Source organism: Vibrio methylphosphonaticus, from assembly GCF_023634655.1.
Taxonomy (GTDB): Bacteria; Pseudomonadota; Gammaproteobacteria; order Enterobacterales; family Vibrionaceae; genus Vibrio; species Vibrio methylphosphonaticus.
In genome coordinates this window covers 261,581-278,123 of the sequence record NZ_JAMKMS010000004.1, presented here as the reverse complement: position 1 = coordinate 278,123, position 16,543 = coordinate 261,581, and the positions used below count along the sequence as shown (strand labels likewise).

Genomic DNA, 16,543 nt, shown 5'->3' with positions numbered 1-16,543 from the left:
AGGATTCAATTGATTCTTAAGGTTTTAATCGATGCTTAAGGTTTTAATGGCTACCTAAGGTTTTAGTTACTATTTACGTTTTAGGAGCTTGAGGTTTAGGCGCTCAGAGTTTTAGCTGCCACTGTGATTTTAACTGCCACTATAGTGTTATTCGTCACTCAAATAGTCATGAACACCAAAAGAAATGGATGTTGATATCGATAAAAATAAAGCGCCCAGAAGGCGCTTTATGACAGCAATTGCTAAGTTTGTAATTGAGTAGACGCTGTCAAACAGCGCCTAACACAGTAGGCGTATCTCGCCAAACTTAGTCACGTAAATAGATTAACCAGTACAACATACCGACAAAAATACCACCGCCGATAATGTTGCCCAACGTCACTGGGATAAGGTTATTAGTGATAAAGGCCAACAAGTTTAGGTCAACAAAGTCTGCTGGCGTCGCACCAATGTTTTGCCAAAATTCTGCTGGGGCAAAAACCTTAATACCCACCGCCATCGGTACTTGAAACATATTGGCGATACAGTGTTCAAAACCCGCTGACACGAACATAGCAACAGGCAGTACCATCACAATGATCTTATCTGTCAACGTTCTGCCACTAAACGTCATCCACACCGCAACACAAACCAAGACATTACACATAATGCCTAACGCGACGGCCTGCCAAAACCCATGGTGCAGTTTATGCTGCGCTATTTGCATCGTGTTAAGACCAACCTGCCCTGCATCAAATAGGTATTGCTTGGCGGTAAGCATAATCGCAACTAGGAACAATGCACCCAACATGTTGCCAACATAAACCACCGCCCAGTTCTTAAATAATGCCCCCCACGTGATCTTGCCGCTCGCTCTGGCAACCAGCGTCAATACTGAACTGGTGAACAGTTCACCGCCCGTAATGATCACAAGGACTAAGCCAAGACTAAACGCCAACCCACCCAAGAAGCGGGTTAAGCCCCAAGGTAAATCATCTGCGCCGGTAGTAATGGTGGTATAAAAAATAAAAGCGATACCAATGTGTAAACCTGCCGTAATGGCAAGTAAAAAGGATTTCATTGGGTCTTTCGTCGCTTTACCTACACCCGCGTCAGCGGCACGCTCTGCCATTTGTGGTGGCAACAAAGCATCGAACTGGTTCATTTCCATTTTCTCAATACATGTTTAGTAACAATTTGGTGGTGGCGGATAATGCTCCCAATCAATCGATATGGCAAGTGACATTTTTGCCCATTATCAATATAAATAACTCAACTAGGGTAGTTCGCAAAAAAATCACTGATAAAACAATAAGAAACTTGAAAACCCACATTATTGCAGCCTTATTTTTCACCTGAATTTTTTCCAAAAAAAACACCGCCTATTGGCAGTGTTTATATGCTTTTTCTGACGTGTTATGTGTACACTTCTATCCGCGTATATCTCTCGATATGTAGCGATCAATGATCAACTATTCACCATTTACTATCAGCTATCTACGAATAGCTTACCGCCATCAGTTGTCCGCTTGCGCTTGCAATGCACTGACTAGCTTTTTCAGGTTTTCAATCTCAACGCGATTATTAGCGGCTTTATCCATGGCTTCAGATACCACATGGCCATTTGTGCTACTAACGTCATTACGCTGTATCTCTAACAGTGCAAGCTTTTGCTTAAGCAACGCATTTTCTTTTCGTAAAGTAACCGACTGATCGGCTTTATTAATCATTTCAACATCGTGCGCGATGCGCTCTGATTGCGATGTCAGATCCTGATCTCGATAATCATTCCCTTTTGCGGCAGTTGAAATTTTATGAAGACGTGATTCAGCATCCAGCACTAGCGGTTCAAAGTTAGACTTTTCAACATTCATTAGCTTCGTCACCTCAGAAACGATCGCCTCTAATCTTCGAAATTGAAAATTGATGCTATCAACATCATGTTCTATCGTGTCAAAGTCGCGTGGTGACTGGCTCACAAATTTACGTAACTCCAAAATACCCTGCTCTACATAGCTAAAGCTAATCGGTGCCATCACATTGTATCTAGCCTTAGACAACGAAGATAACTTTTGCGCTAATGGATCAACGTATATCGCGTCAATGACTCGCACCTCAAGTGCTAACGCTTTTTCTAAAAATATCGTCTGGTAGCTTTCCGCACGATCCACTTCTGACACGACAAGATATTCGAATAAACGTTCATACTCGCGCGTTACGTTGGTCGTCGCATGTCGAAAGTACTTAGCCGCCTCGATTTTCTCTAAATAAGCCATCTGAATCATGGCTGGGGCAAGCAATTCATCCGCTTGCTTTTTTAAACGTTGGATCGCGGAAAAGTTATATTCGACGCTATTTATACGATCTCGAAAGGCAATAGCGTAAGTTTCGCTGGAAAAGACAGAGTGCTTCACATCAACTTGTGATGGATCTTTTCGCATTTCAATAAACAACTCATGCGCATCTTTCCAAGACGACATCATGTCGCGATAATTTTCCGGAGCATAGATCCTTAAAGACTTGGCATCTTCTAGCTGATTCGCCCACATCGAATGCGTTTTTAATACGTCTTGGTAGACTTGATTTTGTGCTTGTTGAATCTGTTCAGGACTCAGATTCGGATCTCGCTCAACCGCCGTAGGCGTTGATGCACAAGAAGTAATGCCCAAAACACACATGAGTACCACAACCGCTTTGCGCGTAGACATTTACACTCCTTTACTGCTCAATAACCGCAGCTTTTTTAACCAACTAAAATGACCATAATTAGGGATCTTGACTTACTATATTCAAACTAGGAAGCAAAAGACATGGCTTATTAATTCAAATGGTTACAATTCATCCACTTAGCACAAAAATCTTACAGAATACCTAGAGAACACGGGGTCATCTAACAAAATATTCACTATCTGATTGTCATTAAGCCCAAATCACTCTATGTTGATCGAACAATCTAAATGAAAAGGCACAGCTATGAAATTAACGTTAGAACATCTTGCCGAAATGAACTTGCTACTGCAATTTGACTTAAGCAGTTCAGCTACTGGAATCAAGGTTCATACCGACGCCAACGAAGAGATGCAAAAAGCAGTCCAACAGCTTTATGCTAAAGGGCTATGCACAATGCCTGATGGTGGGTACCTGACGAGTGAAGGGATTGAAGTGGCAGAACATGCCGATAAAATCTTGCGTGTATTGAACGCGAACCTGTAATTTAATGCTTTCCCTATGAGGCGGCAACTTACTTCCGCCTCATCTATTACCAACCTCATCTCTTCTTATACTACCAACCTTATGTCTTCTTAAAGATACGTGACTGTCGTATGCCTTGCCGCGGTATATCTAGTCGCTAGTGACTGTTAGCATTGCCCAACCAACGTTGGTACGGTTGATATTTGTCGTATATCCAATTGAATATCGTTGTATAAAAAAAGAAAAACACTAAAAATCCAGCTTCTATCAGCAGCGCCATCCATAATGAAACTTGCAAGAACCACGCAATAGCCGGAATAGTAAACAAAATAAGGCCGGCTTCAAATCCAATCGCGTGCCCTGCTCTTACGAGCATAGAGCGTTCACTTCGACTACCTGACACCCATTTGTCAAACTGAATGTTATACACGTAGTTCCAAATAACAGTAAATATGCTCATTCCAATACCGACCATCATTAATTGCAAAGATTGACTACCGGTTGCTAAAGAAGCAACAGGGACAATGATAGCGAGTGCTAGTGCTTCAAACATGATAGCGTGGAAAACTCTTTCTTTATTATTCATATGGATAACCTCAATTACCAACAATAAACATTACCAATATGGTTATTATCCACTATTCTAACCTTACTTAGTAACGAGATACCATTAGGAAAGCTGATATGTTAAGTATCGAGCAAATTGAAGCATTTATTACCACAGTGGAAACGGGATCCTTCTCCGCTGCAGCCCGTCAGCTGGGTAAGGTTCAATCCGCCATAAGCCAAAATATCATGAACCTTGAGATTGATTGTGGCGTCGAAGTATTTGATCGTAGTAAGCGCTACCCAATATTAACGGAAGCTGGGGCAAAACTTCTGCCTTACGCCAAAGCCACTATGACTCAACATCATCGGTTATCCGAGCTGGTCGGCAGTTTGACGTTGACCGATATACAGCCTATCGTTCTTGCTATTGACGAAGGCATTCCATTGGAGCGTATCTCGCCAATACTAAAAACGCTGTCATTAGAGTTTCCAACTCTGCAACTTGAATGCCTGCTCGCCTCCAGTGTCGATATCATTGATATGGTGCAATCTGGGCGCGCAACGTCCGGACTGGTCTACGGTGAGCACGTCATTCCATTTTCCTTGGATTTTGAACACGTAGGTTCATTTGAATTTGATATCTTTGTTGCCGCGTCACACCCACTTGCCCAAAGTGTCACGCCTCATATCGAAATGTTAAGTTTACACCGACAATTAGTTGTGAGTGCGCGCAACGCGCAACAAAGTAGCTTCCATCAAATATTAAGCCCAGACGTTTGGTATTCCGATAGCTACGCTATGATTATAGAATGGTGTATAGAAGGATTTGGCTGGACTTACGCTCCCTCCTATATGGCAAAAGCGGCGCTAGAAAAAGGCACTCTAGTTCAAGTACCTATTGAATTTGAAAAAATATCAGCGATCACCAATATCGACCTAATTCAACACTCTGGCAAAAGTAAAGACGCAGGTCACAAGAGATTGCGAGAGCTGTTGCGACATCGTTTTGAGGACGTTTAGTATGAATGGAAATCAGATACTCATTGTGGGTGCCGGCTGGCTAGGCCTTCCTCTTAGTAAGGCATTAATTAGCCGTGGATATCGAGTGATTGCGACACGCACTTCTGAGCAAGGCTGCGACATTCTCTCTGAAAATGGTATAGATGGTCTGTGCTTGGATCTCAATACACTTAGAGACGAAAGTGACGTACTTGCGTTATCCAACCAACTCGTCAACAAACAAATCACCACTATTATTGGCTGTTTCCCCCCAGGCTTTCGGCAAGGTGGTGGGGCTCTCTATGCCGCCCAATGGAGCCAACTCTGCCAAGTCGCAACGCGCTTGGAGGTCGATAAAATCATCATGATTAGTTCAACAACGGTCTATCCTGAAACGGCTGAACTCATGACAGAAGACATGGCAAGGCTGCCTATCGCACGTGGACGTGAGGAATTTAGCGCTAAGTCCATCATCATGTTGACAGCAGAAGAGCACGTTCGAAACTCGACATTGGACTATGCCATTCTTCGTTGCAGTGGCTTATTTGGTCCAAACCGCCACCCTTCTAGGTTTGCCTCAAAGCTCAAATCGGTAAGTAATCAAGCCTCGGCAAATATGTTACACCTTGATGATGCCATTAATGCCATCATATTTTCACTCGAAAACATCCAGTCCGGCGTCGTCAATGCCACCACACCGGCTACCTGTGACAAAGTGACGTTCTACAGAGCGGCCCTTCGTTCCGCAGGACTAGACACCTCTCTCAATTTAGTCAACTCCAAGCCAGGAAAAACCATATCCAGCGATAAGCTGCAACGACTGGGCTATCACTTCAAATATCAGCATGTTTTGGACGCGTTATAATAAAAACGAACAATATCGTGTAACAACACCAACGTATCACCGTTAAGCACCACCACTGATCGCTCAATAAATAGCGAACACCATTGAATCGCATCAATGAAGAAGGTCACAACAAAAAGGTCTAGCTCACTGGCTAGACCTTTTTTAGCGTTTGAGATTACTCTCCTACACTGACTTTACTACTTTGCCTTGTAAGCGCGGTCATAAGCCGTTTGCATCGCACTGACGACCTTGCTGTAACCCATGCGCTCTATGCTTTTTTGATACTTTGGCCAATCTTTTTCAACATCACGTGAACCGAGAATCCAAGCTTGTTGCATTTCCACCATATAGTCACGAATAGTCACCCAGTGCTTATCATACACATCCTTCTCTCTGGCGCTTAATGACACCCCCATGAAGGGTTCGAGTAAATAGTCGCCTTGGTCATACAACGCAATACCTTCTAGCGCATATTTATTCGACCACTGAACTTCATTTTGATAATCCATCGGGAAGCCACGCTGTACTTGCGCACCAATCGCCCACATCTGAGCGTTGACTGGGGTGTCAGCTTCCAATACAGCTTGAGTAAAGGTCGGCTTACCATCTACGACTTCATAGTGCTCCCCTTCAATACCAAAGTTAGCAAGACGTTTACCATCTTGTGTAAACCAGAAATCAAAATATTGTATGGTTTCGATCGGATGTTCATTCGTGTATGAGATTGCCCAACCATCCGGCTTCACTTTCGCTCGACGGTGCTCTTCAACACGCTGACCACTGACGGATGCTGGTGGCGCAAACGCTTTAAACTCGAATCCTTCAACTTTATCTGCGAGTGAATCATTGTAGCCTGATGTGGATGCAAACCAATCGTGGGTCATCCCACCTAAATCAGCTGATAATAGATATTCGCGAGAGCGGCTTCCACGAGTAAATACTTCAGCGTCAATTAGCCCTTCGTCATACCATTTTGCTAAGTTTTTGATGCCTTCTTTGTAATTTTCGCCCGCATAGCCATGTTTTATCTTGCCATCAACAACATGAAAATCATGGAATACATCGGATCCTGACGTTCGTCCATCCCACAACGTCACCAGACGAATCATTTCTTGCCAATGGCGCGCGAAGAATGGCACTTCATCTTTCTTGCCATTACCATTTGGATCTTTATCACGAAATGCCTTTAATACTTCGTACATCTCGTCGACATTTTGCGGCGGCTCTAGACCAAGTTTGTTTAACCAGTCATAACGGACGAAATATCCGCGGCCATACTTACCATCGGGGAGGTAAGGAATATAATAGACATTGCCATCGGAGGCCTTTATCGACGCCCACACATCTGGGTTAGCATCAAAAAACGCTTTAATATTAGGGGCATGTTCTTCAATCAACTTATTAAGTGGAACGAATGCGCCTTCTGGACCATAAGTGTTAACGTTGTTTTTCATACTCGACCCGCCAACAATATCGGGAAGGTCACCAGAGGCAATCAGTAAGTTAAACGCTTCTTCACTCTTTGTCGTCGCCATAGAAGCAACATTGTTTAATTGAACGTTGGTAAGCCGCGCTGCTTCTTTTTCTACTGGCCAATCGTTGTTGTAGACAAATTTCTTTTGGTGTAGGTGGATGTCGAGCTTGATCGGCTTATCAGCCACTTTGTAAGCACCATCCTCTGCTGCCAGTGCCGGTGCCGCCAGCGTCGCAGCGATAACGGTAGACAACGCAGTGATTTTTACATTCATCTTTTGTTTCCTTTCTCGTTATTTTATTGTTGTATTAGCAAGAGGGGCTACTCTTTCACCCCACCCAGCATAATTCCCTTGTTGAAGTACTTTTGAATGAACGGATAAATCAGAAGCACAGGAATGATTGAACAAATCATGATCGCCGCACTGACCGTTTCAAATGAGTAAGCTGAATTGATCAAAGTACTGGCGAACGTATCGTCGTCGGTCAACTGAGTGATGATCTGGCGCAAGTAAACTTGCAGAGGGACTTTACTTTCATCTCGCAGTAACACCATCGCCCAGAAGAAACCATTCCAACGCGCCACAATACAAAATAGAGTGACGGTGGCTAGGGCCGGCTTGGCGAGTGGAATAAACACTTTCCAAAGTACCTGGAAGTCATTGGCTCCATCCATGCGAGCCGCTTCTTCAAACGACGTTGGTATTGCTTCAAAAAAGTTTCTCAGCAGGATGATGTTGAAGGCGTTACACGCAAAACCGATGATGATACCTAAGTAGCTATCGAGTAAGCCTAAGTCGCGCATATTCAAAAAGAACGGAATCATGCCAGCGTTAAACCACATGGTAAAAGCGACAAGGATGTTCCAATACTTACGACCCAAAAGCTGAGGCCTTGACAGCGCGTACGCACCAGGGACGATGATCAATAAGCTCACTATCGTACCGCCAAAGGTATAGATAAAGGTGTTCTTATACGATCCCCAAAATGCTGGATCCGATAACACTTTCTCATACGCCGCGAACGTAATGTCAACGGGAGTCAGCACCACTTGACCTGCCGTTACCGCATCCCCTGCACTGATCGACATAGAGGCGACATAGATAAAGGGGTACAAAGTACTGATGGTAAAGATCCCAACTAAAAACATATTTAGATAGACGAATGCTTTGTCGCCTCGGGAGTAAAGATTCATGTTCATTGCTTGGCTCATAACTTACTCCATTACCAAAGCGACGTTGAAGAAACGCGGCGGCTGATTTTGTTTGCGGTCATCACCAAAATAAAGGCAATAATGGCGTTAAACAGACCGGCGGCGGCAGCGAGATCATATTGAGCAGCCTGAATACCTTGACGGTAAATAAAGGTACTAATAACGTCTGCGGTTTCGTAAGTAGCGGGTTGATAGAGCATTATGATCATTTCGAAGCCAACTTCTAAGATGTTACCGATACGAATAATCAACATGATGATGACGGTGGGTAAGATGCATGGCAGCGTGATTTTCCACATCATTTGCCAACGAGATGCCCCATCGACTACTGCAGACTCGTACAGTGACGGGTTAACACCAGCAATTGCAGCAAGGAATACGATCGAACTAAAGCCAGCTTCCTGCCAAATTCCCGTCCCCACAAAAATCGTGCGGAACCACTCAGGTTTGGTTAAGAAGTAAACGGAATCGTAACCCAAGGCGTTTAAGAACAGATTCACCACCCCTGTTGAGGGGGAAAAAGCGGTAATGACAATACCTGCGATGATTACCGCAGAAATAAAGTGAGGAAGATAAACAATGGTTTGTGCTGTTCGTTTAAATTTGGCATTCAATATTTCGTTAAACATCAACGCTAATATGATTGGTACTGGAAAACCAAAAATAAGACTGACGCCACTGATCATGACAGTATTGCGAATCGCTCGAAGGAATTGATCATTTTCAAACAACGTATAAAAATGTTCTAATCCAACCCAAGGACTCTCAGTGATGCCTTTAAAGATGCTGTAGTCTTTAAAAGCTATTTGTAAGCCATACATTGGCTTATAGAGAAATACCAAGAACCAAATAACCGTCGGCGCAAGCAGTACATAGAGCTGCCACTCGCGTTTTAAGTGCTGAATAAGCCACTTCAACTTTTTCTGGAATGTATTTTCAACAGAACGACGCGGCAGCGTTTGTTCCGTATTTTGATGAAGGTTATCCATAACCTCTCTCCCTAATTCACGGCAATGCGTTCGAGTGCGTAACCTGTCGTTTTATCAAAAACGGTCAACGCGTCTTCTCGGAAGTAAAGCGTGTTGATGTGATCAAGGTGATCAATTCGTCCATGAGTTTCCGTTTTTATGACAAAAGGCTTACCGACGAATTTGGTATGAAGAAGCGCCTCTGAGCCGAGCGTCTCGACTAATTCAATATGCACGGGGATTTTACTGGCATTTTCTACCGGCTCAATCTCAATGTACTCTGGGCGAATACCAAGGAGAATGTTTTTATTGTGTTCCAATCCCGCTACATTAGGGAGTTTGCAATGAATCTCTTCAAACTCTGCATACCAACCATCTTCACGCAACTCGACTCGAGCCTCTATTAGATTCATCGGGGGAGAACCAATGAAGGTTGCGACAAAGGTATTGACCGGGCTATTAAATAGTTCCATTGGCGTGCCAATTTGCTCTATTTTACCGTTACTCATCACCACAATTCGATCGGCAAGGGTCATCGCTTCAACCTGATCGTGTGTAACGTAAACGCTTGTAACGCCCAGGCGATGATGGAGACGTTTAATTTCTGCTCGCATTTGTGTACGAAGTTTGGCATCCAAATTAGATAACGGTTCGTCAAATAGGAAAACTTTGGGATGTCGGACAATTGCACGTCCCATGGCGACACGTTGACGTTGTCCACCAGAAAGATCGGCCGGTCGGCGTTCAAGAAGTTCAGTTAAGCCAAGGGTTTCTGCAACGTCGTTCACGGCTTTGGTGACTTCGTCTTTGGGTACTTTGCGAATTCGTAGGCCAAATGCGATGTTTTCCGCCACACTAAGGTGAGGATAAAGGGCATAGTTTTGGAACACCATCGCGACATCACGGTCTTTTGGGGCCACATCGTTAACTTTTCTGTCACTGATGTGAATATCACCTTCCGTTATTTCTTCTAACCCTGCTAGCATCCGAAGTGTTGTTGATTTGCCACATCCTGAAGGCCCAACTAACACAATAAATTCTTTTGACTTTACTTCTAAATTAATTCCGTGAACGACACTTACGTCGCCGTACGCCTTAACGATGTTATTTAGCTGAACACCAGACATAACTTCTCCTTGTCTTCGTTACAGAAAACAGAATTTTTAATTGGATTAATCAAATAAAAGGAAGTTGTTATTAAATTGTGGAGCAATATAACTTCCTTGTTATATTGACGAACTTAATTTTTATAATGGTGATATCGATGAATTAATACGAAGGCAGGACAGTATTAATTCACCGATATTAATGTGCAATCAAATGATTAGAAGCTGTACTTGATACCTGCACGTGTTCTTAGCTGACGCTCATCCGTTGAACTACCGTCTTGTCCTTTAATAGTCCAAAGCTCTAGATATGGTTGGAAGTCTCCGATTACATAGCCGGCTTTAATACCCAGATCCCATTCCCAGTTATTATCATTTGAGAGACGAATGTCGTCGTAGTTATAGTTATAGTTTGCTTCATAACTAAGTTTCAAATCCTTAAACGAAGAATCTTTAGCAAATTTGTACGAACCTGTAAGTGTTAGTTTTCCTTGTTGAACAGTCGAGTCAGCACGTTCGACTTTGCCAGCTCCTCCAGCTAAGGTTGCGCTGCTAGCATTTTTATTGAACATTTGTAGTTCGTGACGATAACGCAATGCGGTAGTCAAACCGAAATCAGCTTTATAGCCTACGCGGAATTGAGGTTTCCAAGTTGTTTTAGTACTACCAAACGTAACCGGCATACCAGGTTGAATGTACCATTTACCACTTTCACCAACTGATTTTGTCCAGTCCCATGAAAACTCTGAATCCCCACGTTCTACGCCTTTCCAAAAATCCTGACTCTTAAGCTCATTGTCATTTTGTTCACTTTGGAATTTTTGCTCAACACCAAAGGCTAGTTTTCCACCAAATGCCTTCGTTGAATCACTAATCTTAATACGGTGAGCCCAATCTTCTGACTCATGCTTATATTCTGTACGATAATCTAAACTAGTCGCTGCTGCAGAGCCAGCCAATAATACAAGTGCAACACCTAAAGCCGATTGCTTGAGTTTCATACTAATATTTCCTTTATATAGTGTATTAAATTTCACGTGTCGAGTTGAGTAATAGACGCCTACTACTTATCGCGTCCTAAACAATGAACCTTACTTAAAAGGTTATTTAAAATTAGTGACATAAATAGAACTCAGAAGACCAGCTTGCAACGGAACACAAGCTCAACCTCATTTGCTCCAAACTCTGTATTTTTAATATTGAATTAATGTATGACAAATACTAATAAGCAATGCATCTTCTTTCTGTGAATTAGTTCAATATTTCGTGCTACTCATTCTATTTTTTATTGATATAAAGATAACGGTCACACTTTTCACACTTGCTAACACTTTTAAATGGTAATAGCTCTAATTATCACCTAGAAGAAAATCCATAAAAACCATGAATAAGTGGTTAATTTTTCGTACATTTCACGCTACAAGACTAATTGCCACATGTTGCATAATTGAAAAAAGTTATGCTTTCACACTATTTCTAGCTGTATTTTTTTGTTTCGCAACATGACAGGTCGACGTTGCTCCGCGAAATTTGATCCAGTTAACTAAGTTGGCATTGTTCACCGCTAAAAGTGATAATCCGATCACGTTAACCCTTATTGTATTACAAAAGACATACGTAACTATGTATATTGGATTGTAACAACAGGTAAAAACACAAGGATTTACATACCATGGATTTAAATACAGCTATTGTAGGAATCTACTTCCTATTTTTGATGGCAATAGGATGGATGTTTCGTACATTCACAAGCACAACCAGTGATTACTTTCGAGGGGGAGGTAACATGCTTTGGTGGATGGTTGGTGCCACCGCCTTTATGACACAGTTTAGTGCTTGGACATTTACAGGTGCTGCAGGTAAAGCCTATAACGATGGTTTTGCAGTTGCGGTTATCTTCCTAGCGAATGCGTTTGGTTATTTTATGAACTTCGCATACTTCGCTCCTAAGTTCCGTCAGTTACGTGTCGTGACTGTTATCGAAGCTATTCGCATGCGTTTCGGCGCAACCAATGAACAGGTCTTTACTTGGTCTTCAATGCCAAACAGCGTTGTATCTGCGGGTGTGTGGCTCAATGCGCTAGCTATTATCGCTTCAGGTATTTTTGGTTTCGACATGAACCTCACTATTTGGGTGACAGGTTTAGTTGTACTCGCGATGTCTGTAACAGGTGGCTCGTGGGCTGTTATCGCATCTGACTTCATGCAAATGGTTATTATCATGGCAGTAACGGTAACGTGTGCCGTTGTAGCTGTGGTTCAAGGTGGTGGTGTTGGCGAAATCGTTAATAACTTCCCTATCCAAGAAGGCGGTTCATTCCTATCTGGTAACAACCTAAACTACCTAAGCATCTTTAGTATTTGGGCATTCTTCATCTTTGTGAAGCAATTCTCTATCACTAACAACATGCTGAACTCTTATCGCTACCTAGCGGCAAAAGACTCAAAGAATGCAAAGAAAGCCGCTCTATTAGCGTGTGTTCTTATGTTCTGTGGTGTGTTTATTTGGTTCATGCCTTCATGGTATATCGCAGGTCAAGGTGTTGATCTAGCAGTGGCTTACCCTGACCAAGGTAGCAAAGCAGGTGACTTCGCTTACCTATACTTTGTACAAGAATACATGCCAGCAGGTATGGTTGGATTACTTGTTGCCGCAATGTTTGCAGCAACGATGTCTTCAATGGATTCAGGTCTAAACCGTAACTCAGGTATTTTCGTTAAAAACTTCTACGAACCAATTGTTCGTAAACATCAAGCGTCTGAAAAAGAACTTGTGACTGTTTCTAAGATTACATCGACCGTATTCGGCATCGCTATCATCTTAATTGCACAGTTCATCAACTCGCTTAAAGGTTTAAGCCTATTTGATACAATGATGTATGTTGGCGCACTCATTGGCTTCCCAATGACTATCCCTGCATTCCTTGGTTTCTTCATCAAGAAGACGCCAGACTGGGCTGGTTGGGGTACACTCATCGTCGGTGGTATCGTTTCTTACGTTGTTGGTTTTGTAATCAACGCTGAGATGGTCTCTGCAGCATTTGGTTTAGAAGAATTAACTAAACGTGAATGGTCTGATGTGAAAGTTGCGATTGGTCTAATTGCTCACATCTCATTAACTGGTGGCTTCTTCGTTCTATCTACCTTGTTCTACAAGCCATTAACCGAGAAGCGTCAAGCTGACGTAGATAAGTTCTTTGGTAACCTGGAGACACCGTTAGTATCAGAATCTGTGGCACAGAAGAAGCTTGATAACAAGCAACGTCAAATGCTTGGCAAGCTAATCGCTGTAGCTGGTATTGCTATCTGCTTTATGGCTCTACTTTCTAACCCAATCTGGGGACGCCTAGTGTTCATATTGTGTGGTGCTATCGTAGCCGGCGTAGGTATCCTATTGGTTAAAGCGGTAGACCAGAATGCTGAACAAGCATTAGATGAGGCTGAAGCGTCTAACTAAACAATTTGGTTAAACAACTTGGTTAAACAACTGGGTTAAAAACTAACTAGACAATAAAGTTAAAAATAGGAAGGAATCGGGCCTTCCTATTTTTTTGTCTTAACTTCGGATAATCAATACTTTAGCGCCAATATTGAGCTACCGTATTTCCCGTAATGACATGCGTTGGTTAATGAGTAAGACTAAATGAGAGGTGATGTCGCTCGAGGTTGTTAGGTTGTTAGGTTGTTAACTAATTAGATAGTAGTTTTTGGTGTTAACAATGGGGCGAACGATGACAGCGTCGATAAGAAGTCATATTATTCATCATAATTATTGACACTATACCGTTACCTATCAGCTGAGGCATCAAACATGATGCTGAACATTACCGTTAGCTATGCAGGGTGGGAAACCGAGATTCTTATCTGAAAATCAATATGTCCGACAATATCCTACACTCTTATTTCAGAATTAATATGTCCGACAATATCTATTGGTAGTATTGGTAACTAGCTTAATCTTAGTAACTACCTTTGTTGCTACCTTAGTTTTGGAAACTAACTTAGTCTTGGAAACTATCTTAGTATTGGAAACTAACTTAATATTAGTAACCACCTTGATATGCATAACCAGTTTGGCTTCGATAGCGCTCTTGATTTCGACAACGGCTTTACTTTTAAAGTGACCTGAACCTAGAAATGACAGAACGCCTCATAAAAAATACCGATTAACTCATTCACTTGATACAAGGCTTGTCAATATTTTCGAGTAACAGCTTTACTGGTATAGAAAAGTCAAAAATAAAGCCCACATGGTTGTGAGCTTTATTTTTGGTTTTTGGTTTTTTTAATAAAAAAGAGTTTTTGCCGCTTTTCTTGCTGAATCCTCGTCCGCCACCATAATAGAATTATATAACTTTTGATAGTTTTCGATCTTAGAACACCTACCCTCACCTATATCATCCCCCGTCGATGAATAAATAATATCCAGTATTTTTGCATATGATGAAAACAATTCATTATTGGACGCTATAAAAATAGACTTATAATAATCACCAAGTATTTTTTTAGTCTGTTGATTATTTTCTGGTGAATGAGATAAATGATATGAAAGTCGTTGATAGTTTTTTGACAGATGTACACGCTGCTCGCTTGTGGCATTAATAGCCGCATCCGCACACGCTTCTGGAATCAAAATACCCTGCATTTTCAACATCTTAGTTATTACAGAACTCATTTCAGGAAGTTCTGAGAACCACTCGTACAGCTGTGGGTCAAGGAAATTCCAGTCACTTCTTGGCGTGACTTTTGTTCCTGATTTTTGCTTCGAACACAGTAACCCCTTAGACGATAACGTTTTTAATGCTTCTCTAATGCTATTCCGGCTAACAGAGTAATAATTGGATAGTTCCATTTCTGTAGGGAAAACACCGTCATTATACTTACCTGTGATAATATTCTTAGCGATATCATTACAGACCGTATTGTATATATTAGATTTCTGCCGTTCCATGACTTCACTTTAACCAAAAAGATTTACATCATATTACCATTTTTATGAGTTCTCAACACATGGAGTACGTTATTATGTGAACTTAACGTCACTCGAATGGCGCTATTTTAAACATCATCGCTATATTAAAACCTTATATAACGTAAATTTCATAGGCTATTAAGTCCTATTCCCCTCCGCAATTCGACAACATATAACTGAGGATTTAATAATATAACAATGCGTTCTTCTGCTAGATTAATCCGAAAACATGACTTACTCGTTGATAGAGCGGGTAATATAATGACGATACCTGTAATACATTAAGATTCACCAGAGGCCGTACAAGTCATTGAACTAATGGCAAGATACTGTGACGTTAGTTATAATTATCAGTAACTTAAAACTGCCGTCTACAAGCAATACACCAATGGTGATTCGGATGACGATGTTTGTATGATATATCGTCGTCGACAAGGCTTCACTCTAAACATTGGCCGATAAAATCCGACGAAAAAAGCCAGTAACAATCGTTACTGGCCTCTATGATCCCTAACTCTGTATGTTCATTCACATGGGCTATCTGTGTAAACGCCTAACGCATCCATGAGAAGGACTACTGAACCAAATGAGCGCTATTTACCCAGCGCCTCTTTGTAATGTTGACGACACGCGGAAACATATTGGTCATTACCACCAATTGCAACCTGATCACCTTGAGCAATCGCCACTCCATGTTCGTCAGTACGAATCACCATATTGGCTTTTCGACCACAATGACAAATAGTTTTAAGTTCAACCAGTTTATCTGCCCACGCGAGTAGATATCGGCTTCCCTCAAACAGTTCACCTAGAAAATCGGTTCTTAGACCGTAACATAGAACGGGTATACGGAGTTTATCAACGACTTCGGTTAGCTGGTAAACCTGCTCTTTCGACAGAAACTGGCATTCATCGACCAAAATGCAATGGCGTGGATTCTCAGCATGGAGCTTTGTAATCACATCATAGAGATCGGTTTCCGGACGAAATAGTTGAGCGTCAGATTGTAAGCCAATTCGGGAACTTACCTTGCCAACGCCATAGCGATCATCCAAAGCCGCAGTAAAAATAACTGGGGTCATTCCTCGTTCTTGATAGTTAAACGAAGACTGAAGAAGAGTTGTAGACTTACCCGCATTCATTGCTGAGTAATAAAAATACATCTGAGCCAAAATGTTACACCACATCTAAACTTAAAAATAAGCCCTTGTCATGCAAGGGCTAGATTATAACTTACGTTTCGTT

14 protein-coding genes are annotated in these 16,543 nt (G+C 42.0%); 4 read left to right on the top strand and 10 right to left on the bottom strand.

Going from position 1 to position 16,543, the window contains the following annotated elements; genetic code table 11:
- Positions 1-307 precede the first annotated feature (307 nt).
- Both focA and M9196_RS06810 read right to left on the bottom strand, forming a co-directional pair.
- Positions 308-1,150, bottom strand: coding sequence for a formate transporter FocA (focA, locus tag M9196_RS06815; protein ID WP_250616773.1), 843 nt, complete (start codon positions 1,148-1,150; stop codon positions 308-310).
- Between the two features lie 346 nt (positions 1,151-1,496).
- Positions 1,497-2,687 carry a BAR domain-containing protein gene (locus tag M9196_RS06810; protein WP_250616772.1) on the bottom strand — a complete coding sequence of 397 codons (1,191 nt, stop codon included), beginning with the start codon at positions 2,685-2,687 and terminating at the stop codon, positions 1,497-1,499.
- Positions 2,688-2,952: 265 nt separating this feature from the next.
- Between M9196_RS06810 and M9196_RS06805 the strand changes: the two genes are divergently transcribed.
- Positions 2,953-3,192, top strand: coding sequence for a TIGR02647 family protein (locus M9196_RS06805; RefSeq protein ID WP_250616771.1), 240 nt, complete (start codon positions 2,953-2,955; stop codon positions 3,190-3,192).
- Between the two features lie 136 nt (positions 3,193-3,328).
- On the opposite strand, the gene M9196_RS06800 is transcribed toward M9196_RS06805, so the two are convergent.
- Entirely contained in the window at positions 3,329-3,757 is a 429-nt protein-coding gene (locus tag M9196_RS06800; RefSeq protein WP_250616770.1) for a PACE efflux transporter, read from the bottom strand.
- Between the two features lie 98 nt (positions 3,758-3,855).
- Here M9196_RS06800 and M9196_RS06795 point away from each other — a divergent pair, with 98 nt between their 5' ends.
- Together M9196_RS06795 and M9196_RS06790 are read left to right on the top strand one after the other, a co-directional pair.
- Positions 3,856-4,740 carry a LysR family transcriptional regulator gene (locus M9196_RS06795; protein ID WP_250616769.1) on the top strand — a complete coding sequence of 295 codons (885 nt, stop codon included), beginning with the start codon at positions 3,856-3,858 and terminating at the stop codon, positions 4,738-4,740.
- Position 4,741: 1 nt separating this feature from the next.
- On the top strand, positions 4,742-5,584 hold the full coding sequence (locus M9196_RS06790; protein ID WP_250616768.1) for an NAD-dependent epimerase/dehydratase family protein: 843 nt from the start codon (positions 4,742-4,744) through the stop codon (positions 5,582-5,584).
- Between the two features lie 179 nt (positions 5,585-5,763).
- Here the strand turns inward: M9196_RS06790 and M9196_RS06785 are convergent, their stop codons facing one another.
- From M9196_RS06785 to M9196_RS06765, 5 genes are all read right to left on the bottom strand, one after another.
- Positions 5,764-7,314 (bottom strand): extracellular solute-binding protein, encoded by a 1,551-nt coding sequence (locus M9196_RS06785; protein ID WP_250616767.1) that lies wholly within the window; start codon positions 7,312-7,314, stop codon positions 5,764-5,766.
- A gap of 47 nt (positions 7,315-7,361) precedes the next feature.
- Positions 7,362-8,252, bottom strand: a complete 891-nt coding sequence (locus M9196_RS06780) for a carbohydrate ABC transporter permease (protein WP_250616766.1) — start codon at positions 8,250-8,252, stop codon at positions 7,362-7,364.
- An 11-nt stretch (positions 8,253-8,263) separates the two neighbouring features.
- Positions 8,264-9,241, bottom strand: coding sequence for an ABC transporter permease (locus M9196_RS06775; RefSeq protein ID WP_250616765.1), 978 nt, complete (start codon positions 9,239-9,241; stop codon positions 8,264-8,266).
- An 11-nt stretch (positions 9,242-9,252) separates the two neighbouring features.
- Positions 9,253-10,347, bottom strand: a complete 1,095-nt coding sequence (locus tag M9196_RS06770) for an ABC transporter ATP-binding protein (RefSeq protein WP_250616764.1) — start codon at positions 10,345-10,347, stop codon at positions 9,253-9,255.
- 197 nt (positions 10,348-10,544) lie between these two features.
- The gene (locus M9196_RS06765; protein WP_250616763.1) at positions 10,545-11,327 is read right to left on the bottom strand and encodes an oligogalacturonate-specific porin KdgM family protein; all 783 of its coding nucleotides are present in this window, start codon (positions 11,325-11,327) and stop codon (positions 10,545-10,547) included.
- Positions 11,328-11,998: 671 nt separating this feature from the next.
- Here M9196_RS06765 and M9196_RS06760 point away from each other — a divergent pair.
- Positions 11,999-13,783 (top strand): sodium:solute symporter family transporter, encoded by a 1,785-nt coding sequence (locus tag M9196_RS06760; RefSeq protein ID WP_250616762.1) that lies wholly within the window; start codon positions 11,999-12,001, stop codon positions 13,781-13,783.
- Between the two features lie 828 nt (positions 13,784-14,611).
- Here M9196_RS06760 and M9196_RS06755 read toward each other — a convergent pair.
- Together M9196_RS06755 and M9196_RS06750 are read right to left on the bottom strand one after the other, a co-directional pair.
- A complete protein-coding gene (locus M9196_RS06755; RefSeq protein WP_250616761.1) occupies positions 14,612-15,277 on the bottom strand; it encodes a FadR/GntR family transcriptional regulator in 666 nt (221 codons plus the stop codon).
- A 614-nt stretch (positions 15,278-15,891) separates the two neighbouring features.
- Positions 15,892-16,470: a thymidine kinase gene (locus tag M9196_RS06750; RefSeq protein ID WP_250616760.1), complete on the bottom strand. Its 579-nt coding sequence runs from the start codon at positions 16,468-16,470 to the stop codon at positions 15,892-15,894.
- Positions 16,471-16,543: the final 73 nt, after the last annotated feature.